At 57.0% G+C, this 19,405-nt stretch carries 17 protein-coding genes; 10 read left to right on the top strand and 7 right to left on the bottom strand.

Features of this window, described 5'->3' with window-relative positions; translation table 11 throughout:
* The first annotated feature begins 218 nt into the window (after positions 1-218).
* Positions 219-2,339 (top strand): TonB-dependent receptor PqqU, encoded by a 2,121-nt coding sequence (pqqU, locus tag HVX72_RS10495; protein WP_060571218.1) that lies wholly within the window; start codon positions 219-221, stop codon positions 2,337-2,339.
* Positions 2,340-2,395: 56 nt separating this feature from the next.
* Here pqqU and HVX72_RS10490 read toward each other — a convergent pair whose 3' ends face one another.
* The 3 genes from HVX72_RS10490 to HVX72_RS10480 all read right to left on the bottom strand — a co-directional run bounded on the left by HVX72_RS10490 (position 2,396) and on the right by HVX72_RS10480 (position 4,954).
* Complete coding sequence (locus HVX72_RS10490) at positions 2,396-3,061, bottom strand: GntR family transcriptional regulator (RefSeq protein WP_042283124.1); 666 nt, start codon at positions 3,059-3,061, stop codon at positions 2,396-2,398.
* A 222-nt stretch (positions 3,062-3,283) separates the two neighbouring features.
* Complete coding sequence (locus tag HVX72_RS10485) at positions 3,284-4,321, bottom strand: NADP-dependent oxidoreductase (protein ID WP_060571219.1); 1,038 nt, start codon at positions 4,319-4,321, stop codon at positions 3,284-3,286.
* 57 nt (positions 4,322-4,378) lie between these two features.
* Positions 4,379-4,954: an XRE family transcriptional regulator gene (locus HVX72_RS10480; protein WP_042283127.1), complete on the bottom strand. Its 576-nt coding sequence runs from the start codon at positions 4,952-4,954 to the stop codon at positions 4,379-4,381.
* A 37-nt stretch (positions 4,955-4,991) separates the two neighbouring features.
* On the opposite strand from HVX72_RS10480, the gene mddA reads away from it, so the two are divergent.
* Both mddA and HVX72_RS10470 read left to right on the top strand, forming a co-directional pair.
* Positions 4,992-5,510, top strand: coding sequence for an L-methionine sulfoximine/L-methionine sulfone acetyltransferase (mddA, locus tag HVX72_RS10475; protein WP_060571220.1), 519 nt, complete (start codon positions 4,992-4,994; stop codon positions 5,508-5,510).
* Positions 5,507-5,956, top strand: a complete 450-nt coding sequence (locus HVX72_RS10470; RefSeq protein WP_042283132.1) for a DMT family transporter — start codon at positions 5,507-5,509, stop codon at positions 5,954-5,956. The genes mddA and HVX72_RS10470 overlap by 4 nt, the downstream gene beginning before the upstream one ends.
* 26 nt (positions 5,957-5,982) lie before the next feature.
* On the opposite strand, the gene HVX72_RS10465 is transcribed toward HVX72_RS10470, so the two are convergent.
* A complete protein-coding gene (locus HVX72_RS10465) occupies positions 5,983-6,216 on the bottom strand; it encodes a YdcY family protein (protein ID WP_060571221.1) in 234 nt (77 codons plus the stop codon).
* A 225-nt stretch (positions 6,217-6,441) separates the two neighbouring features.
* Here HVX72_RS10465 and HVX72_RS10460 point away from each other — a divergent pair, with 225 nt between their 5' ends.
* The 3 genes from HVX72_RS10460 to HVX72_RS10450 are packed head-to-tail and all read left to right on the top strand — an operon-like array spanning position 6,442 to position 12,876.
* Positions 6,442-7,740 carry an SrfA family protein gene (locus HVX72_RS10460; RefSeq protein ID WP_181823156.1) on the top strand — a complete coding sequence of 433 codons (1,299 nt, stop codon included), beginning with the start codon at positions 6,442-6,444 and terminating at the stop codon, positions 7,738-7,740.
* A 4-nt stretch (positions 7,741-7,744) separates the two neighbouring features.
* The gene (locus tag HVX72_RS10455) at positions 7,745-10,726 is read left to right on the top strand and encodes a virulence factor SrfB (RefSeq protein ID WP_181823155.1); all 2,982 of its coding nucleotides are present in this window, start codon (positions 7,745-7,747) and stop codon (positions 10,724-10,726) included.
* Entirely contained in the window at positions 10,723-12,876 is a 2,154-nt protein-coding gene (locus HVX72_RS10450) for a virulence factor SrfC family protein (protein ID WP_181823154.1), read from the top strand. The genes HVX72_RS10455 and HVX72_RS10450 overlap by 4 nt, the downstream gene beginning before the upstream one ends.
* A gap of 39 nt (positions 12,877-12,915) precedes the next feature.
* On the opposite strand, the gene ortT is transcribed toward HVX72_RS10450, so the two are convergent.
* The gene (gene ortT, locus HVX72_RS10445; RefSeq protein ID WP_042283144.1) at positions 12,916-13,089 is read right to left on the bottom strand and encodes an orphan toxin OrtT; all 174 of its coding nucleotides are present in this window, start codon (positions 13,087-13,089) and stop codon (positions 12,916-12,918) included.
* A gap of 191 nt (positions 13,090-13,280) precedes the next feature.
* On the opposite strand from ortT, the gene yncL reads away from it, so the two are divergent.
* Positions 13,281-13,376 carry a stress response membrane protein YncL gene (yncL, locus tag HVX72_RS10440; RefSeq protein ID WP_072014929.1) on the top strand — a complete coding sequence of 32 codons (96 nt, stop codon included), beginning with the start codon at positions 13,281-13,283 and terminating at the stop codon, positions 13,374-13,376.
* A gap of 101 nt (positions 13,377-13,477) precedes the next feature.
* Here yncL and patD read toward each other — a convergent pair whose 3' ends face one another.
* Both patD and HVX72_RS10430 read right to left on the bottom strand, forming a co-directional pair.
* The gene (gene patD, locus HVX72_RS10435; RefSeq protein ID WP_181823153.1) at positions 13,478-14,905 is read right to left on the bottom strand and encodes an aminobutyraldehyde dehydrogenase; all 1,428 of its coding nucleotides are present in this window, start codon (positions 14,903-14,905) and stop codon (positions 13,478-13,480) included.
* 309 nt (positions 14,906-15,214) lie between these two features.
* Positions 15,215-16,624 carry a PLP-dependent aminotransferase family protein gene (locus HVX72_RS10430; protein ID WP_181823152.1) on the bottom strand — a complete coding sequence of 470 codons (1,410 nt, stop codon included), beginning with the start codon at positions 16,622-16,624 and terminating at the stop codon, positions 15,215-15,217.
* 168 nt (positions 16,625-16,792) lie between these two features.
* On the opposite strand from HVX72_RS10430, the gene HVX72_RS10425 reads away from it, so the two are divergent.
* From HVX72_RS10425 to HVX72_RS10415, 3 genes are read left to right on the top strand one after another with little or no spacing between them, the layout of a single operon-like run.
* Positions 16,793-18,193: a cytochrome ubiquinol oxidase subunit I gene (locus tag HVX72_RS10425; RefSeq protein WP_181823151.1), complete on the top strand. Its 1,401-nt coding sequence runs from the start codon at positions 16,793-16,795 to the stop codon at positions 18,191-18,193.
* On the top strand, positions 18,193-19,203 hold the full coding sequence (gene cydB, locus HVX72_RS10420) for a cytochrome d ubiquinol oxidase subunit II (protein WP_042283154.1): 1,011 nt from the start codon (positions 18,193-18,195) through the stop codon (positions 19,201-19,203). The genes HVX72_RS10425 and cydB overlap by 1 nt, the downstream gene beginning before the upstream one ends.
* The gene (locus tag HVX72_RS10415; protein WP_001164804.1) at positions 19,203-19,331 is read left to right on the top strand and encodes a DUF2474 domain-containing protein; all 129 of its coding nucleotides are present in this window, start codon (positions 19,203-19,205) and stop codon (positions 19,329-19,331) included. Before cydB ends, HVX72_RS10415 begins: the two co-directional genes overlap by 1 nt.
* Positions 19,332-19,405 lie beyond the last annotated feature (74 nt).

Below are 19,405 nucleotides of genomic sequence, written 5' to 3'. Positions count from 1 at the left end.
CGCTGAGCAAGATCATGGTTTTGCTCTCTTTTATAAATGGGAATGGTAATCATTATTTGTCAGAAAGTGGAGCACTTCTTCGCATCCTGTCTACAATCTTCTTAATTTCTCCATTAATTCTTAACGCATTGTGCCGTTAAAATTTTCAAAATTTTACAAACGAATTAACATGTAACTTACATACCTATGGGTACGTTCACTTTAACTGGCCTTTTTTCATGAAGATTATTTCCATACGCTATACCGCAGTTCCCGCTCTGCTCTTTCCACTCGTGTTCTCTCCGCTGGCCGCAGCGGACAGCGAAGCCGATGAACAAACGCTGATTGTCAGCGCCTCACCCCAGGCCGTTTCTGAACTGGATACCCCCGCCGCCGTCAGCGTGGTCGAGGGCGAAGATATGCGCCGGGCGGCGCCGCGCATCAATCTTTCCGAATCCCTGACCCGCGTGCCGGGCCTGCAGGTGCAGAACCGACAAAACTATGCTCAGGACCTTCAGCTTTCTATCCGTGGCTTTGGGTCGCGTTCAACTTATGGCGTGCGCGGCATTCGTTTGTATGTTGACGGCATCCCGGCAACGATGCCGGACGGCCAGGGGCAGACGTCAAATATCGATCTCAGCAGCGTGCAAAACGTTGAAGTACTGCGCGGTCCCTTCTCCGCGCTTTACGGCAATGCTTCCGGCGGGGTCATGAACGTGACGACACAAACCGGACAACAGCCGCCGACAATCGAGGCAAGCAGCTATTATGGAAGTTACGGCAGCTGGCGCTACGGGTTAAAAGCGACCGGCGCGTTGGGTGACGGCACCCAGGCTGGCGATGTGGACTACACGGTGTCGACAACCCGTTTTACTACCCACGGCTACCGCGATCGTAGCGGCGCGCAAAAGAATCTCGCCAATGCGAAACTGGGCGTGCGTCTCGACGAGGCAAGCAAGCTGAGTCTGATTTTTAACAGCGTCGATATTAAAGCTGACGATCCCGGCGGCCTGACCGAAGCCGAATGGCGCGATAACCCGCAACAGTCGCCGCGCGCGGAGCAGTATCACACGCGTAAAACCATCAAGCAGACGCAGGCCGGGCTGCGCTATGAACGACAGCTTAGCGCCCAGGACGACATGAGCGTGATGATGTATGCCGGGCAACGTGAAACCACCCAGTATCAGTCGATCCCGATGGCCCCTCAGCTCAGACCGTCCCATGCGGGCGGCGTTATCTCGCTGCAGCGTCATTACCAGGGCATCGACAGTCGCTGGACGCACCGTGGGGAACTGATTGTACCCATGACGTTTACTGCCGGGCTGAACTACGAAAATATGAGTGAGAACCGTAAGGGCTACACAAATTACCGTCTCACTGACGGCGTACCGGAGTACGGCCAAAAAGGCGAGCGCCGCCGGGACGAGCGCAACCTGATGTGGAACGTCGACCCCTACCTGCAGACGCAGTGGCAACTGACCGACAAACTCTCCCTTGATGCAGGCGTGCGCTACAGTTCGGTCTGGTTCGACTCTAACGATCACTACGTGACGCCGGGCAACGGCGACGACAGCGGCGATGCCAGCTATCATAAATGGTTGCCAGCCGGATCGCTGAAGTATGCCGTGACGGACGCCTGGAACCTCTATCTGGCAGCGGGCCGCGGTTTTGAAACGCCGACCATAAACGAGCTTTCCTACCGTGCGGATGGGCAAAGCGGGATGAATTTCGATCTTAAACCTTCCACTAACGATACGATAGAAATTGGCAGCAAAACCCGTATCGGCAACGGACTGCTGACGGCGGCGCTGTTCCAGACCGACACGGACGACGAACTGGTGGTGGATTCCAGCAGCGGCGGACGGACAACGTATAAGAATGCGGGCAAGACCCGGCGTCAGGGGATAGAACTGGGGTGGGATCAGCGTTTTGGCGAAAACTGGCGCGTCAACGCCTCCTGGACCTGGCTGGACGCCACCTACCGTAGCAACGTCTGCAACGACCAGAACTGCAACGGTAACAGGATGCCGGGGATCGCCCGCAACATGGGTTTTGCGTCCCTGGGTTATGTGCCGGATGAAGGATGGTATGCCGGGGCTGATGCCCGCTACATGGGGGATATTATGGCTGACGATGAAAACACCGCCAAAGCGCCCTCTTATACTGTCGTAGGGCTGAATACCGGATATAAAATCAACTACAGTAATCTGACGGTGGATGTGTTCGGGCGGGTCGACAACCTCTTTGACAAAGCGTATGTTGGCTCGGTCATTGTGAATGAATCGAACGGCAGATACTACGAACCTGCTCCGGGGCGAAATTTCGGCGTGGGTGTTAACCTCGCATGGCGTTTTGAATAACCTGCGTAATAAGGGTAGTCATAGCGGGGAGATTCCCCGCTAAATTTAAGCAGTACTTAATTAAGGTATTGTCGTTTAACGATGGCGACATTTTTATTGATGATGTCGATTAAACAGTCGCGACTGGCCTCTTTATTTCCTTGGGCAATAACCTTAAATAATTGATGGTAATGATCGACACTGTGTGGATACGCGCCCTCTTTTTCCAGATCATAGAGAAAATGCAGGCTTGGCCCCATTTGTACCCACAGCTGTTCGATCATTTCGCACAGCGTCGGCATGTTGGCGAAGTGATAAATTTTGAAGCGTAACGCCCGGTTTGCCCGCAGTCGCTCGGCTACCGAGCCTCTTTCATGCGCCTGCTGATACGTCGCAAGCAGCGCCTCCAGGAGTTCCATCCGTTCCGGCGTAATCCGCCCCGTGGCTTCCATAACCGCCATCCCTTCCAGTTCACAGCGAATACGGATGATTTCCGCGAATCGCGCCATATTGATTTCCGGCACCATGAAGGCTTGCGCGGGCGCAATGGTTAACGCGCTGGCAGACACCAGACGTAACAGCGCCTCACGCACCGGCGTGATACTGATCCCCAACTCCTCAGCAATATTTTTGGTAATTAATCTGGCGCCAGGCTTCAGCTCGCCAAGACTTAATCGATCTTTTAATCCTCTTTCAACGTGTGTTGTCAGACTGATGTGCTGCGACTTTTCCGTACCAGGCATTCTATTTCTTCACCTCATCATATAGCCAATCGCAATTAAACCTGAAAGATTTAATTGTTTAAGATTTCGCCTGGTGAAAAAATAAAACGACAACCGTGATCATTTACCCGCGTTATTTTAACGGCCCTGGCAATTTAATTTGCCTTGCACGCGGTGATTTAATTAAAGCCGGAAATTTAAAAACTGCCCATTTTTTTATGGCGGCCAGGGCCGCCATGTTTGTCAGTCATCTTCCGCGACGCGAATCACGACTTTGCCAAAGTTTTTACCACTCAACAGACCGATGAAGACCTCTGGGGCGTTTTCCAGTCCTTCCGTCACCTGTTCACGGTAATGAATCTTACCTTCTTTAACCCAACGTCCCATCTGCTGCTGGAACTCATGAATACGGTGACCATAATCCTGCGCAATGATAAAACCCTGCAGACGAATGCGTTTCTTCAGTATCGTCGCCATCAGCAGCGGCAGTCTGTCCGGCCCGGCGGGGAGTTCTGTCGCGTTATAGCCGCTGACTAGGCCGCAAAGCGGGATCCGCGCGCAGGTATTCAACAGCGGAAGTACAGCGTCGAAGACTTTACCGCCGACGTTTTCATAATAGACATCAATCCCCTGTGGACAGGCATTTGCCAGTTGCTCTGCAAAGTCATCCGCATGGTGGTCCAGACAAACGTCAAAACCCAGCACTTCAGTGGCATGACGACATTTTTCCGCGCCGCCGGCAACGCCGACCACACGGCAGCCTTTGATCTTGCCAATCTGCCCCACCGTCGCCCCGACTGGACCGGTTGCGGCGGCAACCACCAGCGTTTCCCCCTCTTTCGGCTGACCTATATCCAGCAAGCCCATGTAAGCGGTAAAACCGGGCATCCCCAATACGCCGAGCGCCCAGGATGGCTGTTCAGGATCGTTGCCGAGCTTCACCAGCCCCGCGCCGTCGGAAATATCATAATCCTGCCAGCCGCTGTAGCTCAGTACCCATTCACCAGGCTTGTAGTCTGGATGGTTTGACGACACGACGCGGCTCACCGTTCCGCCAACCATGACCTCACCCAGCGCGACCGGCGGCGCGTACGACGGTTCGTCGCTCATTCGTCCGCGCATATACGGATCGAGGGAAAGGTAAACCGTGCGTAACAAAACCTGGCCTTCGCCCGGGGTGGCGACCTCATCCTCTTCAAGACGGAAATTGTCCGCCACGGGCGCGCCATGGGGTCGGGAGGCTAAAACCCAGCGACGATTACGGTGTTCTTGTTGACCCATGATGTTCTCCTCAGCGTTTGGCATGAATCCATCAATAGTAGCAGGCCGCGCCTGTCTTTAACGTCCCGCGAGATTTAAACGCACAACGAGGTAAACGCAGGTTTGCGCTGTTTCATTGATAAAACGGCAATCATTGGGCGGCCCCAGCTCAAGACAATCGCCCGCTTTCATCTCGTGGCGGGTTTCACCCTCAACGAACACCAGTTCCCCGTGCTGAAGCCAGATCAACTGCCGCGCCTGTACATAGGCTGAGGCGGGCATCGGGATATCACTTCCAGCGGGAAGCTCAATTTGCACCAGATCGAGAGGCAAGTCGCTGTGTGGCGAAACGTGGCGGCGCAAATACTGGCTCTGCGGATCGTGCCAGACGGGCTGATCCGCCGCACGCAGCAGTTTGCCTTCTTGCATTTCGGCGCGCGCAATCAGCGTTGACATACTGATGCCAAAGGCGCCGGAAAGCCTGCCGAGCAGCGTCGCCGTCGGGCTGCTTTCCGCACGTTCGATTTTATGGATCATCGCCCGTGAAACGCCCGCGCGTTCAGCCAGTTCAGTCAGCGACCAGCCGCGGGATTCTCGCTCAATGCGAATTCTTGCACTGATGCGTTGATTTATGCTGTCTTCAATAGTATTCATATCGTAATACTATAGTGAACATTTCCTGAGGTTCAAGATGCTTATTCGATTCGCGAGCAAAGAGGATTGCGGGGATATCGCAGCGATCTACAACCACGCCGTGTTACACACGGCGGCGATCTGGAACGATCAAACCGTAGACGCCGATAACCGCATGGCCTGGTTCGAAGCGCGTCAGTTGCTGGGGTATCCGGTGCTGGTAGCTGAAGAGAACGGTAAGGTGACGGGGTACGCCTCCTTTGGCGACTGGCGCAACTTTGACGGATTTCGCCACACGGTGGAACATTCGGTGTACGTTCACCCGGATCATCAGGGGAAAGGAGTGGGACGCCAGCTATTGAGCCGCTTGATTGAGGAAGCGCGCGCCTGCGGCAAGCACGTGATGGTCGCGGGCATCGAGTCGCAAAATCAGGCTTCGCTGCATCTTCATAGCACGCTCGGGTTCAAAATCACCGCGCAAATGCCGCAGGTAGGGACCAAATTTGGCCGCTGGCTGGATTTGACATTCATGCAGCTTCAGCTTGACGATCGTCTGCAGCCGGACGCGCGCGGATGAACACATCGCTGACGCTCGCCTTTCTGATCGCCGCGGGTATCGGCCTGGTGGTGCAAAACACCCTGATGGTGCGCATCACCCAGACCTCTTCCACTATTCTGATCGCCATGCTGCTGAATTCGCTGGTCGGCATCGTGCTGTTTGTCACTCTATTGTGGTTTAGGCAGGGTATGGCGGGATTTGGCGAACTGGCCTCCAGCGTTCGCTGGTGGACGTTAATTCCTGGCCTGCTGGGTTCGTTTTTCGTGTTTGCCAGCATCAGCGGCTATCAGCATGTGGGGGCGGCGACCACGATTGCCGTGCTGGTCGCCAGTCAGCTTATCGGCGGACTGGCGCTGGATCTCCTGCGCAGCCACGGGGTACCGCTGAGGGCGCTGATTGGTCCGGTTTGTGGCGCGGTGATGCTGGTGGTGGGCGCATGGCTGGTGGCAAGACGTTCGTTTTAACGACCGCCCTGCCGCCATCTGGCCCATCACAGGATCGTGCCGCCTTTTGTCAACTGCTCGCGGCGCGCTTCGGCGTCTTCTTTATGCTGCCGGCCATGATGCGCGATGGCGGTTCTCAACCGTTGCTGCTGGGTGTAACGATCTTCGCGACTTAATTCGCCATCGTCGCTCAGGGCGATCAACAGCGTGTTCATCTGGGCAATAACGCTTTCCGCAATCGCGGCATCAACGCGGGCGCTAACCTCATCCAGGTGCGACATAGCTTCTCCTTTTCAACAGACTGATGAAACCTTCATCATACGCTGAAATCCGTTCGCTTGCGGCATTTAATCCGTAATGCATATCCGTCAGTTTCCCTTAAGTCTTTTTCACAACGTCAACCCCTCTATGGCGGGATAATTCGCCCCTTTATGCCTTTCTTCCACCGTTTGCTCGCGTTATGTCGCCGTAAAGTAGATGCGTGAAAAAGTCTTAAGGACCCTAACGTGGCAAAAACTCTCTTGCGCAGCGGCAATCTTGATGACTATCAGGCCGTCGGCGGTGGCGGCCAGGCCGTCTTTGATTCAGCGCTGCAAATTCGTGAAACACTCCGGCTGCGAAAGCAACTGGCGATGGTCGATTGTCTCGCCATTCCGCAAATTAACGACAGCGGTGACCGGGTGGACTGGTATTCTCCTGTAGAAGGCCAGGCCGTTGCGTGGAAAGCGGCTGACGTTGATGCGCGCCGTCGCGCCCTCCGCACGCTTTCCGCGACGCTGGACAGCGCCGCCGCCCTGAGCCGCAAGAGCCTGCAATCCGGAAAAACGGCGTTACAGCTTTTCGGCTCCTTGCTCGAAAAAGCCGTACAATTTCCCGGTGAAAACCACGTCTTCCTGGTGGATGGGAAACCGGTTATCACCTTCTGGGGGTTTATCAACCTTAACGAAAACGTGCGTGACGATGTGCTGGCATGCCTGTATCTCGAAGATTCGCCCGAAGCGGACATTCACGCTGACCCCGTCCCTGCAGAAGAAACCGCGCCAGAGAACGCTTTTCCCCAGGCGGATGAACCGCTATTGTCAGTCCCCGTCGTGCCGGTAACTCCGCCCGTCTCTGAAACCATCAGCCCGCCCGTCGCGCCGTCCGTCGTGGCGGAGGAAAAAGCGTCCGCGAAACCGGCGCGCCGACTGCCGCTGTGGAGCGTGCCGGTTGCCGCCGTCACCATTGCCGCGCTTGCCGCGCCGCTGCTCTGGCACGCGCCCCCCCCCGCGGTCGCGACGGAAAGCGTCAGTGCGCCGCAACCCGCAATGCCTGCTCTGCCGGAACTGACCGCCACGCTACCGCTGCAGCAGGCGCACGTTATTCCGGAGGAGAAAAAGACCCCGCCCGCCGACGCGCCGGTGGTCATTGCTGCGATACCGAAAGACGCGCTGGTCATGGAGGCTAATCAGGTGAAGGCCGGTACGACCCGTTTTCTCAACGGTCGCTGGCGCGTAGTAATGGAGGTGAAAGACCCCGCGACCGGGAAAGCGCCCTCGTTGCGCTATCAGATCCAGAATAACAAAGGGACAGCGCGGCTGGTGCATGGCGACAGCATTGTTTGTCGCGCCGAGCTTTTTTCCGGTCTGCATCAGAGCGGCGAGCTCATGATCAAAAGCCGTGGAAATGCGCGCTGCGCCGATGGCTCCCGCTATCCGATGCCGGAAATCACCTGTAAAGCCGGGACAAATGACGTCGCCGCCTGTACCGCACGCTTCGACGGGCAAGCGGAGATCCCGTTGACGTTTAAAAAGATAGGTGCCTGATCTTATGCTGGTGAATTTGTGTGATTACAAACAGAGCGTCACGCTCATCGCAAACAGCGGCGTTCAGTTTCTTGACTTCGGCCTGACGCCGCAGGAGTCGGCACATCATGGCCGTTTTGTGCGGAAAACCGCTAACGGCCCGCTGCTGCGTCTGGACTACGATCTGGTAAACGGTCGCTACACGCTGCCGGCGCGTCCGGGAATGCAGCCAGAAGTGGTTAAACCCGAAAGCACACAGTCGCTACAGTATTCGCTTGCGGTACTGGACGGCGTCTGGCTACCGCTGCCGTTCCTGCGCTTCAACCCGCCGCGCACCTTTGTTGAAGGTCCGGATAACTGGGCGCGCGTGCAGGTTCGCAAACTCGCCTTACCTGACAGCGCAGGTCATACCCACCGCGTTACGCTCGCGCTCGACAGTCAGTTGAGCGACGCGACTCCCTCCGCGCTCGCCCCCAGTGAAAACGATGTACTGAACGGTACCCGCTTTGCGCTGGCCTGGCGCGATGACGAAGTGGCTGATTTTCTCGATCAGACGTGGATTGATGGCTGGCTGCGCGAGGTGTTTTTACATCATGTCAGCCAGGTGGAAAACCGCCCGGAACAGGCCATCAGTCAGGCGCTGCGCAGTTTTGAATATCAGGCGCACTGGCTGAATCTGCTGGCGTTACTCGGCGAACAGCTAACGGTGCCAGAGGTCAGGCTGGTCACAGAGACGCTGAGCACTCCCGCGATTCCGGTCGATTTGATCCTTGACGTTGGCAATACCCACACCTGCGGCGTGTTGATTGAGGATCACGGCGATGCCAACGACGGCCTGCGCCAGACGGCAGAACTGCAGGTGCGATCGCTGAGCGAGCCGCAGTTTTTGAACGATCCGCTGTTCACCAGTCGCCTTGAGTTCTCGGAAGCCCGCTTCGGCAAGCAGCATTTTTCCGTCGAAAGCGGACGCGAAGACGCGTTTATCTGGCCGTCGATTGTCAGGGTCGGCGACGAAGCGCGTAAACTGGCGATGCAACGAACCGGAACCGACGGCAATAGCGGTATTTCCAGTCCCCGCCGCTACCTGTGGGATGAAACGCCGGTACTGCACGACTGGCGTTTCAGCCAGATGAACAGCAAAACCCAGCGTGAACCGCTCGCGACCGCCTTTCCGCTGATGAATCTGATGAATGACGACGGCCAGCCGCTGTACGCGCTGCCGCAGGATGAACGCCTGCCGGTATTCTCCCCGCAGTACAGCCGCAGCACCCTGATGACCCATATGCTTTGCGAGATCCTCGCCCAGGCGCTGGGGCAGATCAACAGTGTGGCGACCCGTCTGCGGCTGGGGTTTCCCGCATCGCCGCGCCAGTTGCGTACGCTGATCCTCACCCTGCCCTCGGCAATGCCAAAGCAGGAGCGGGAGATCTTCCGCCAGCGTATGTTTGAAGCCATTGCCCTTGTCTGGAAAGCCATGGGGTGGCATCCGCAGGACGACGACTTTAGCAGCCGTAAACAGCAGGAAAAAAGCCGGGTGCCAGTGCCTGAGATCCAGATGGAATGGGACGAAGCCAGCTGCGGGCAACTGGTGTGGCTGTATAACGAAGCAATCTCCCATTACGCCGGACGTAGCGAAGCCTTTTTCCGCGCAATGGCGCGTCCGGACCGCCAGCCCGAGCCGGGCGAAAGCAAAGGCCGGGCGCTGCGCGTTGCCTCGATTGATATTGGCGGCGGCACCACTGACATGGCGATTGTTCACTATCAGTTGGACGACGGCGTCGGTACAAATGTTAAAATCACCCCGCGCCTGCTGTTTCGCGAAGGATTTAAGGTCGCAGGCGATGACATGCTTCTGGATGTCATTCAGAGATGCATCTTACCGGCGCTGCAAACCCGGCTGCAGCAGGCAGGCGTCACCGATGCCGCCGCCCTGCTCGCCACGCTGTTTGGCGATTCCGGGCGCATAGATACCCAGGCGGTGCTGCGCCAGCAAACGGCGCTTCAGCTGTTTATGCCGCTGGGGCACGCGGTGCTTTCCGCATGGGAAAAGTGCGACATCAACGATCCGCTGGCCGGGGTGCATGCCACCTTTGGCGAGCTGTTACCTCAGCGCCCAACCCGCAACGTCATGAACTACATTCAGCAGGCCGTCGACCATGCGCTGCCGCCCGGCACGCCAGCGTTCGATGTGCTTAGCGTGCCGTTACAGGTGCAGTTCAGCCAGCTGCAAGAGGCGATGCTGGCCGGGCAATTCACCCTTACGTCGCCGCTGCATGCGGTGTGCGAAGCCATTTCGCACTATTGCTGCGACGTGCTGCTGGTGACCGGCAGGCCCGCCTGTCTGCCTGCGGTGCAGGCGCTGATCCGCCATCTTCAACCTGTTCCGGTCAACCGGATCGTATGGATGGATAACTACCGGGTGCATGAATGGTATCCGTTCAACCAGCAGGGACGGATCGGCAACCCGAAATCCACTGCCGCCGTCGGTGCGATGTTGTGCAGTCTGGCGCTGGATCTGCGTCTGCCGCGCTTTAACTTTAAAGCAGCCGATATCGGCGCCTGGTCAACGGTACGCTATCTCGGCGTGCTGGATAACACCGTCAACATCCTGCGCGACGAAAATGTCTGGTATCGCGATATCGATCTGGATAAACCCGGTGAAAAGCTGGATACCCGCGTCCACTTTCCGTTGCGTGGTAACGTGACGCTCGGTTTCCGCCAACTGGCGAACAGCCGCTGGCCCGCAACGCCGCTCTATACGCTGAGCATCAACTCCGCCGAACTGGCTAAAAATATTGCCGGTGACGGTGTGCTGAGCGTGCGGCTTCAGTTGCGCGGCGGCAGCAAAGAAAACGGTCCCGAATCGTTTGTCCTCAGCGACGCCTGGTTACAGGACGGCACACCCGTTCCGGCGGATGCCCTGACCTTAAAATTAAATACCCTGGCTGACCGTCGACACAGCGGCAGTCATTACTGGATCGACAGCGGGAGCGTGTACCTGAAATGAGCAAAACGTTAACCCTTTCTCAGGCCGCTATTGCCTGGGTAGAGCGCACCCGCCGCTACGCCGTCACGCTGGATGCCGAAGCAGACGCGCTGTTGACGCAGCTTCACGCCGCGAACGCCACGGAGATTGCGCTGGAGACCGCCCGTCAGTCACGCGCCTGTATCGGGCTGTACGGTTATTCCCAGTCAGCGAAAGCCCATTTACTTTCCGCCCTGTGCAGCAGTGGAAACGGCAGGATGAATGTGGTGATGCCGGACCGCTATTTCGACTATTTCAGCCATATTAACCCCGGCCATGCCGCCGCCAACATGGCGCTACGCTTTACGCGGCAGGCCAGTTCGCCCGATGACGAGTGGCCGTTACGTCTGCGGCTGATCGCTGAAGCCGAACTGGTGCAAATCTTTATTACGATGGCCCACACGCAGCCAGCATGCCGCCAGGCAGAAAAAGCGATGATTGAATCGCGTCTCGAAAAATGGCGGTCGCTGCGCCAGCGTCATCCCGTCCCCGGCGTTACGGCGGCGGAAGTCGCCACCGTCGCCCGCTTCTGTCGTCAGTGCCGACCGGCTTCTCAACAACAGATTGACGATGCGCTCTGGCATCAGTTCGCGCTTGTGCTTCCGTATGTTGATCTCACTACCCGCGCCAGCATCTGGTCGCTGCTGTGGGGCGAACAGCCGGAACTAACGCAGCAGTGGCTGGCGCTGGCGCATGTGCTGCAACAGACCGGTAACGTTGGCGAAGTTGCTGCGCCGCTCAGCCTACTGGTCGATCAGTTTGGTTTACCGTCCGAGCGTTTTATCACCCAGGAAGCCCATGCCTCACCGGAAGCGCAAAATGACGTGGTGGTGCATCCCGTGGTGGAAGGCGCGTTGCTGGCGGCCGTGAGCCTGCCGCAAGATCCCCTTGCGCTGCTTACCCGCGAGCTGGTGCTGAGCGTGGAGGACGGCGTACTTGACGAGGTCGATCTGCTGGATATTCCGCTGGCGCCCGTCACCTCTCCACAGCCCTTATGGCAGGCTAAACTCGGCTGGCTGCTAGAGCACTATCGTCAGCAGCGACAGCCTGACGTGTTAGTCATCTGCAATGCCACCGCTAACCGCACGCAAACACCCGCTACCGCCAGGCGGCTACTGAACTGGGTCCACGAAACCCAACCCTTACGCGACACAGCGCTACCGGGCGTGGTATGGGCGATCACCCCGCAGGACGCGCGCTTTGTAAGCGGAGAGAATCTGGATGAAACCGTCCAGCAACTGATGGGCAATCCCGGTCAGCACTGGGGCACCCTTCAGGCACTGGATAAAAACAGTCTGCAACGATTGATCGAATGGCTGTCCCACGCCACGTCGTTCCCCCAGCGGCAAGCACGCATTGAGGCGCTTTATGCCCGGCATCGGCAGTATCTGCGTGAACTGCTGTGCCTGCTGCCTGACAACCTGTCCAGCGCCGAAACGGTTGTCCGTGAATTACAGCAACAGGCAGCACATCACGGCGATCTGCTGGATGGCCTTGTTCCCGAGGTGCAACAGTTTGAGAGCCTGCTCCAGATACGTCAGCCGAGGGAAGAACAGGTTAGCGGGCTGTTCAACGACGCTGTCGATCTTTTTGCGGAGGTTCACGACGCGCCTCAAACGGTTGAGGGTAATGATACCGGCGACCGGGCGCACAAATTGTGGATCAACCATCTTCGCCAGTGGAGCCGCGACGACAGCAATGCCACACGTTTAGGCCTGAAGCCCGCCACGCTCAGGCAGGTGGTCGCAATACTGATCGCCGCCAGCTACCGCTTGCAGCTTGCGCAGCAGTTACAGCAAATTGTGCAACAGGACGAGAACTGCGGCGCGCAGTTGCACGCCAACATCGCCAACTTTGTCGCCTGGCTCGGTTATGCCGACGTTGAGGAAAGCGAACGCCCTGCCAGTCGAATGGCCAAAGGCGAGACGATTTTCAGCGCGGCAAAACGTCCACCTATGGCACGCCTGACAGCGTTAAACGACCGGCCGGTACATGCCGCCAGCCGCTACGTCTATGACTGGCTGGTGGCGCTGTATACGCGCGCCCAGGAGAACAATGGATTCAGCCAACCACATGAAGTGACGCCAGAGGATAAAAACGCGCTGAACACGCTGTTGAGTGGGGGACAATAACAGGCAGGAGGTGCATCACCGCCCTCCTGTTCAGCCGTGTTAAAACAGCGAAAACAGCAATGCGACCGGGAAGCTCATAGGCCAGGTCGCTCCCACCAGAAAGGCGCTCAAAAAACGGATACGTTTTTTATCGTGCGATAAAAACCAGGTGATGAGAAAAGTCAGCGCGGCCATTACCGCATAAAAAACGAGCATTTTTTGATACAAAGACATTGACGGGACATCCGGCCAGAGAAGTGAAACGCGCGCAATATGCTCTTTTTTTTGATGTACATCAAGTTTTATCGCTCTGGTCTGGCGCTGTTCCGATTTTGTCGCTGCCGATGAATAACCCCGGGTTGTCCTATTGCGCAATTTGCGATCCCGAACTATACACAAAGGGGTAATAACTCAGGGTGGCCTAAATGAATGTCTCAAGCAGAACTGTCGTAGTGATCAATCTTTTTGCTGCCGTCGGACTGGTAACGCTTATCTCATTGAGATTTGGTTGGTTTATTTAATTTCTACATCCCTGCGGCGCAGACTGGCAGAGAGATTTTTCTCTCTGCCTGCAACGTACGATCTTTTCCCGCCCCGTTCGATCCCGCACTGATCATAAAGGCTATGAATGTTTAACCATGACGTGACGAATAACGGTGTAATCTTCCAGCCCATAAAGCGACATGTCTTTCCCATAACCTGACATTTTCTGCCCACCGTGCGGCATTTCGCTGACCAGCGTAAAATGGGTGTTTACCCACGTACAGCCATACTGGAGCCTGGCGCTGACCCGGTGCGCGCGCCCAACATCCTGTGTCCACACCGACGAGGCCAGACCGTACTCCGAGTCGTTGGCCCACGTCAACACCTGTTCCTCGTCGTCAAACGGCGTCACGCTCACTACCGGGCCGAAGACTTCCCGCTGCACGATTTCGTCCTCCTGTTTGGCCCCCGCCAGCAGCGTCGGCGCAAAATAATAGCCGGGACCGTCCACCTTCTGTCCGCCGGTAACCACCTTAATGTGTCCAAGCGCTTTGGCCCGTTCGACCGCTTTTGCGACCCGCTCAAGGTGCGCCAGTGAACTCAGTGGCCCCAGTTCAGTAGAGTCTTCCTCCGGCGCCCCCGTTTTCAGGCTGGCAACCGCCGCCCCAAGTTTTTCCACCAGCGCGTCATAGATCCCCTTTTGCGCATAGATTCGGCAGGCGGCGGTACAGTCTTGTCCGGCGTTATAAAAGCCGAACGTACGCACGCCCTCGACCACGGCGTCAATGTCGGCATCATCAAACACGATAACCGGCGCTTTGCCGCCCAGTTCCATGTGTGTACGCTTAATGGCGGGCGCGGTATGACGGATAATGTGTTCGCCGGTGGCAATCGAACCGGTTAACGACACCATGCGCACTTTTTTATGCCCGGTCAGCAGATCGCCAACCGTTTTACCACGACCAAACAGCACATTCAGCACGCCCGCCGGGAAGATATCTTTGGCCAGTTCGGCAAGTTTCAGCGCGGTCAGCGGCGTGATTTCGGAGGGTTTTATCACCACGCAGTTACCGGCTGCCAGCGCAGGCGCCAGTTTCCACGCGGCCATCATCAGAGGATAGTTCCACGGCGCAATTGAGGCGACGACACCCACCGGATCGCGCCGGATCATAGAGGTGTGTCCTTCCAGATATTCCCCGGCAGCCATACCGTTGAGACAACGAGCGGCGCCGGCAAAGAAACGGAACACATCGACAATCGCCGGGATCTCATCATTGAGCGCGCAATGCAGCGGTTTCCCACAGTTGCGGGATTCCAGTTCGGCAAAGACCTGCGCGTTCTGCTCTATCGCGTCAGCCAGCGCCAGCAACCGTTCACTGCGCGTTTTAGGCGTCGTTTGTCCCCATTCGCTGAACGCCCTGTCGGCTGCGCGAACGGCGGCGTCAACCTGCGCAGGAGAGGCTTCGGCTATTTCCAGAAGCACCTTGCCCGTCGCCGGATTATAGACGGGCTGCCTCTCGCCTTCACCGCAGACCAGCTCGCCGTTAATCAGTAAGAGATGTTGCATAGCATTTTCCCATGTCATTGTTTATTTACCGTTTCCGGCGACGCTGTCACGACAGTCGTACCGCGGAATGTTGTTCTTTCCAGAGAATAGTCGGCGCACAGAAAGCCCACCGCCCGGAAAGAAGAAATTTGACCAGGATGTGACGTAACGCGCATTACGTCGCGGACAAGGGTAAAGAGTCTCTCTTCCCTAATATAGACAAGGCGTTAGCGAGCAAAAGCAAAATTGACGGGTATTGATATTTCCTATGAATGACAGGCAAAAGCAGGCTCATGGATAATCAGAACCTGCTTTACACATTACGACGCGCTATTTCAGCTGTTCGCGAATAAGCTGACCGAGTTGTTTAACGGCGCTCTCCTCTCTTTCCCCCCACTGCCAGGCGGTGTTGAAGCGGAAAAAGCGTTTCCAGGTGTCCGAGGTGGAAAACATTTTCCCGGGAGCGATACTGATTTGGTGCGCCAGCGCCTGCGCGGTCAGTTCTCCTGCATCCATTGATTCCGGCAGTTCGAGCCAGAGAAAATAGCCGCTGTTGTTATGATGGATCTTCACGTCGGCAGGCAGGTGACGCAGCAGCGATTGCCAGGCCTGTTGTTTGCGCTCAGCAAGCTGACGGCGCAAGCGTCTAAGATGGGCGTCATAGCGACGGGTAGACAGGTAATCGACCAGCGCCAGCTGCATGGGCGAACTGGTCGACAGCGTGCTCATTAATTGAAGGCGCTGAATAGTGCGGGCGTGCTTGCCGGCAGCCACCCAGCCAATGCGAAAGCCCGGAACCAGACACTTCGAGAATGAAGAACAGTGCAGGATCCGGTCGCTGCGATCCCAGGCTTTGGCGGGTAACGGTTTTTCGCGGCCAAAGTAGAGTTCGCTGTACACGTCATCTTCAATCAGCATCACATTATGCTTGTCAAGGAGCGCGACTAGCCGCGCTTTTTTCGCCGGACTAAGCGTAAAGCCAAGCGGGTTCTGACTGTTGGTCATTAACCAGCACGCTTTTACTGGATAATCCTGTAACGCCTGTTCCAGCGCCGCGAGATCGATCCCCTCTTTCACGTCGGTCGCCACTGACAGCGCTTTAAGCCGTAATCGCTCCAGCGCTTGCAGCGCGCCATAGAAACAGGGGTTTTCCACAATCACCCAGTCGCCGGGCTCGGTGACCGCCTGTAAGCTCAGATTAAGCGCTTCTAACGCACCGGCGGTGATGACAATGTCATCCGGCGAGACGGTTATGCCCTGCTGGGCATAGCGACGGGCGATGGCATGACGCAGCTCTGCGTTGCCAGGCGGCAGATTTTCGAGCACGCTCATGGCGGTCGCGGTTTTGCTCACCTGCGCCAGCGAGCGGTTAAGTTGCTGGAGCGGAAACAGGCGCGGATCGGGAAACGCCGAGGCGAACGGCATGACCGAGGCATCACGGCTGGCCTGTAACATCTCAAAAATAGAGGTATTGATGTCGACAGCCTCGTCACGCATCACCTGGGCTGGCTGCACGGTCGGCTGGAGAATCGGGCGTGGCGCGACGTAATAGCCGGACTGCGGACGCGCAATAATTCGCCCCTGACTTTCCAGCAGTTGGTAAGCATGTCCGACGGTCATGAAGCTCATGCCGCTGCTGGCGACCTGTTCGCGCAGAGACGGCAGACGATCGCCGGGTTGCCAGACGCCAGAGGCGATCTGTTCGCAAAGTTGTTCAGCCAGACGCTGGTATTTTTTCATTCTGGTTTCTCGTCGGTCAATGCAGGTGAGCCTCGCAGTGTATAACAGTGAATAAAATTCACAATGATTTGCAAACTGTTATGGTTAAATATGCCTGTTCTGTTTCTGCCCCTCATAGCTTCACACGCCTAGAATTGCGCTGAATCAATTTTTAGTGCGGAGTCAGGCATGTTTGGTCTTGATGCGTTTCACCTGGCAAGGGTCCAGTTCGCCTTTACGGTTTCTTTTCACATTATCTTTCCGGCGATCACCATTGGGCTTGCCAGTTATCTGGCGGTGCTGGAAGGCCTTTGGCTAAAAAGCAAAAATCCGGTCTGGCGCTCGTTGTACCACTTCTGGTCGAAAATATTCGCCGTCAATTTCGGCATGGGCGTGGTTTCCGGTCTGGTGATGGCCTATCAGTTCGGCACCAACTGGAGCGGTTTTTCGGAATTCGCAGGCAGTATTACCGGGCCGTTGCTTACCTATGAAGTGCTGACCGCTTTCTTCCTTGAAGCCGGATTCCTCGGGGTGATGCTGTTTGGCTGGAATAAAGTCGGCCCGGGTTTGCATTTCTTCTCAACCTGCATGGTGGCGCTTGGCACCCTCATTTCCACCTTCTGGATCCTGGCGTCTAACAGTTGGATGCAAACGCCGCAGGGGTTTGAGATCGTCAACGGCCAGGTTGTGCCCGTGGACTGGTTCGCCGTTATCTTCAATCCTTCGTTCCCTTATCGCCTGCTGCATATGTCCGTCGCCGCATTTCTCAGTAGCGCGCTGTTTGTCGGCGCTTCGGCAGCCTGGCATCTGCTGCGCGGCAACACAACGCCAGCCATTCGCACGATGTTTTCCATGGCGTTGTGGATGACGCTTATTGTCGCGCCGGTGCAGGCGTTAATCGGCGATATGCATGGGCTGAACACCCTGAAACATCAGCCAGCCAAAATCGCCGCGATTGAAGGTCACTGGGAAAACCCGCCGGGTGAGCCGACGCCGCTGCTGCTGTTTGGCTGGCCGGATATGGAACAGGAACGCACCCGCTATGGACTGGCGATCCCGGCGCTGGGAAGCCTGATCCTGACGCACAGTCTGGATAAACAGGTTCCGGCGCTAAAAGAATTCGCCAAAGAGGATCGCCCTCACTCGACGATCGTGTTCTGGTCGTTTCGCATCATGGCCGGCCTGGGCATGTTAATGATCCTGTTGGGGCTCTGTGCGCTCTGGCTGCGCTACAGGCAGCGCCTCTACACCTCGCGCCCGTTCCTGCGCTTTGCGCTATGGATGGGACCCTCGGGGCTCATCGCCATTCTCGCGGGCTGGGTGACCACTGAGGTCGGACGCCAGCCGTGGGTGGTGTACGGTTTACAGCGTACTGCCGACGCGGTGTCGGCCCACGGCGATTTACATATGAGCATTTCGTTGCTCGCTTTCTTTGTTGTCTACAGCTCAGTCTTTGGCGTCGGCTACAGCTATATGATTCGCCTGATCCGCAAAGGGCCGCTGGAAGATGATTCCGCGCCGCCGCCGGGCACACCCGCCAGGCCGCTTTCCGCCGCCGTCCTCGATTCTCAACATGAGGCACATCGCTAATGGGTATTGATTTATCGGTTATCTGGTTTGTGATCATCGTCTTCGCCACGCTAATGTATATCGTGATGGATGGATTCGATTTGGGTATTGGCATTCTGTTTCCTGTCACACGAGACGCAGAGGATCGTGATGTGATGGTCAATAGCGTCGCGCCGGTGTGGGACGGTAATGAAACCTGGCTGGTGCTGGGCGGCGCGGGGCTGTTTGGGGCTTTCCCGCTGGCCTATGCGGTTATTATCGATGCGCTGACCATTCCGTTGACGCTGATGCTGATCGGACTGATTTTTCGCGGCGTGGCCTTCGAGTTTCGCTTCAAGGCCACGCCAGCCCACCGCCCATTTTGGGACCATGCTTTTCTCGGCGGGTCGATTCTGGCTACCTTCGCCCAGGGGATCGTGGTTGGCGCAGTGATCAACGGTTTCCCGGTGACCGGTCGCCGCTACAGCGGCGGGCCGTTCGACTGGTTAACCCCCTTCACTCTGTTCTGTGGCGTCGGACTGGTCGTTGCCTATGCGCTCTTAGGCGCAACCTGGCTGGTGATGAAAAGCGAAAATCCGCTGCAGGATAAAATGCGCAGCGTCGCGAAAAAACTGCTGCTGGCCCTGCTGTTGTCAATCGCGATAATCAGCCTCTGGACACCGTTAGCGCATCCGGCGATCGCCGACCGTTGGTTTACGCTTCCCAACCTGGGCTATCTGCTGCCGGTGCCGGTGCTGGTGATCGCGTTCAGCGTCTGGTTATGGCGCACACTGGGTCGTCCGGAAAACCACACGTTCCCGTTTGTGCTGACGCTCGGGCTAATCTTCCTTGGTTTCAGCGGCCTGGGCATCAGTATCTGGCCGCACATTATTCCGCCTTCGGTTACCCTCTGGCAGGCAGCCGCCCCCGCCCAGAGTCAGGGGTTTATGCTGGTCGGTGCGCTGCTCATCATTCCGGTGATTTTGGTGTACACCTTCTGGAGTTACTATGTGTTTCGCGGCAAAGTGCAACATGGCGAGGGGTATCACTGATGCAACATTCTCTCTGGAAACGCCTGATGTGGCTGGTCATCCTTTGGGGCGGCAGCGTGCTGGCGCTGGCGGCGGTGGGCATGTTTTTTCGCCTGCTCATGACCGCGGCGGGGTTTAAAGCGCATTAAGCGGACACCTCGCCGGATGTCGGCTTTGGGCCAGGCGTTAACCGGCGAAAATAAATACCGACACAAAGGCCCGG

This window comes from Citrobacter sp. RHB21-C05 (assembly GCF_013889015.1).
Lineage (GTDB): Bacteria > Pseudomonadota > Gammaproteobacteria > Enterobacterales > Enterobacteriaceae > Citrobacter_A > Citrobacter_A sedlakii.
Note: the sequence above shows the minus strand (reverse complement) of the source record. Positions and strands in the feature narration are given on the sequence as shown.

What these genes read in the sequence shown, in the direction of transcription:
- pqqU (WP_060571218.1), top strand. Translation starts at nt 219, where the DNA reads ATGAAGATTATTTCCATACGCTATACCGCAGTTCCCGCTCTGCTCTTT.
- HVX72_RS10490 (WP_042283124.1), bottom strand. Translation starts at nt 3,061, where the DNA reads ATGCCTGGTACGGAAAAGTCGCAGCACATCAGTCTGACAACACACGTT.
- HVX72_RS10485 (WP_060571219.1), bottom strand. Translation starts at nt 4,321, where the DNA reads ATGGGTCAACAAGAACACCGTAATCGTCGCTGGGTTTTAGCCTCCCGA.
- HVX72_RS10480 (WP_042283127.1), bottom strand. Translation starts at nt 4,954, where the DNA reads ATGAATACTATTGAAGACAGCATAAATCAACGCATCAGTGCAAGAATT.
- mddA (WP_060571220.1), top strand. Translation starts at nt 4,992, where the DNA reads ATGCTTATTCGATTCGCGAGCAAAGAGGATTGCGGGGATATCGCAGCG.
- HVX72_RS10470 (WP_042283132.1), top strand. Translation starts at nt 5,507, where the DNA reads ATGAACACATCGCTGACGCTCGCCTTTCTGATCGCCGCGGGTATCGGC.
- HVX72_RS10465 (WP_060571221.1), bottom strand. Translation starts at nt 6,216, where the DNA reads ATGTCGCACCTGGATGAGGTTAGCGCCCGCGTTGATGCCGCGATTGCG.
- HVX72_RS10455 (WP_181823155.1), top strand. Translation starts at nt 7,745, where the DNA reads ATGCTGGTGAATTTGTGTGATTACAAACAGAGCGTCACGCTCATCGCA.
- HVX72_RS10450 (WP_181823154.1), top strand. Translation starts at nt 10,723, where the DNA reads ATGAGCAAAACGTTAACCCTTTCTCAGGCCGCTATTGCCTGGGTAGAG.
- ortT (WP_042283144.1), bottom strand. Translation starts at nt 13,089, where the DNA reads ATGTCTTTGTATCAAAAAATGCTCGTTTTTTATGCGGTAATGGCCGCG.
- yncL (WP_072014929.1), top strand. Translation starts at nt 13,281, where the DNA reads ATGAATGTCTCAAGCAGAACTGTCGTAGTGATCAATCTTTTTGCTGCC.
- patD (WP_181823153.1), bottom strand. Translation starts at nt 14,905, where the DNA reads ATGCAACATCTCTTACTGATTAACGGCGAGCTGGTCTGCGGTGAAGGC.
- HVX72_RS10430 (WP_181823152.1), bottom strand. Translation starts at nt 16,624, where the DNA reads ATGAAAAAATACCAGCGTCTGGCTGAACAACTTTGCGAACAGATCGCC.
- HVX72_RS10425 (WP_181823151.1), top strand. Translation starts at nt 16,793, where the DNA reads ATGTTTGGTCTTGATGCGTTTCACCTGGCAAGGGTCCAGTTCGCCTTT.
- cydB (WP_042283154.1), top strand. Translation starts at nt 18,193, where the DNA reads ATGGGTATTGATTTATCGGTTATCTGGTTTGTGATCATCGTCTTCGCC.
- HVX72_RS10415 (WP_001164804.1), top strand. Translation starts at nt 19,203, where the DNA reads ATGCAACATTCTCTCTGGAAACGCCTGATGTGGCTGGTCATCCTTTGG.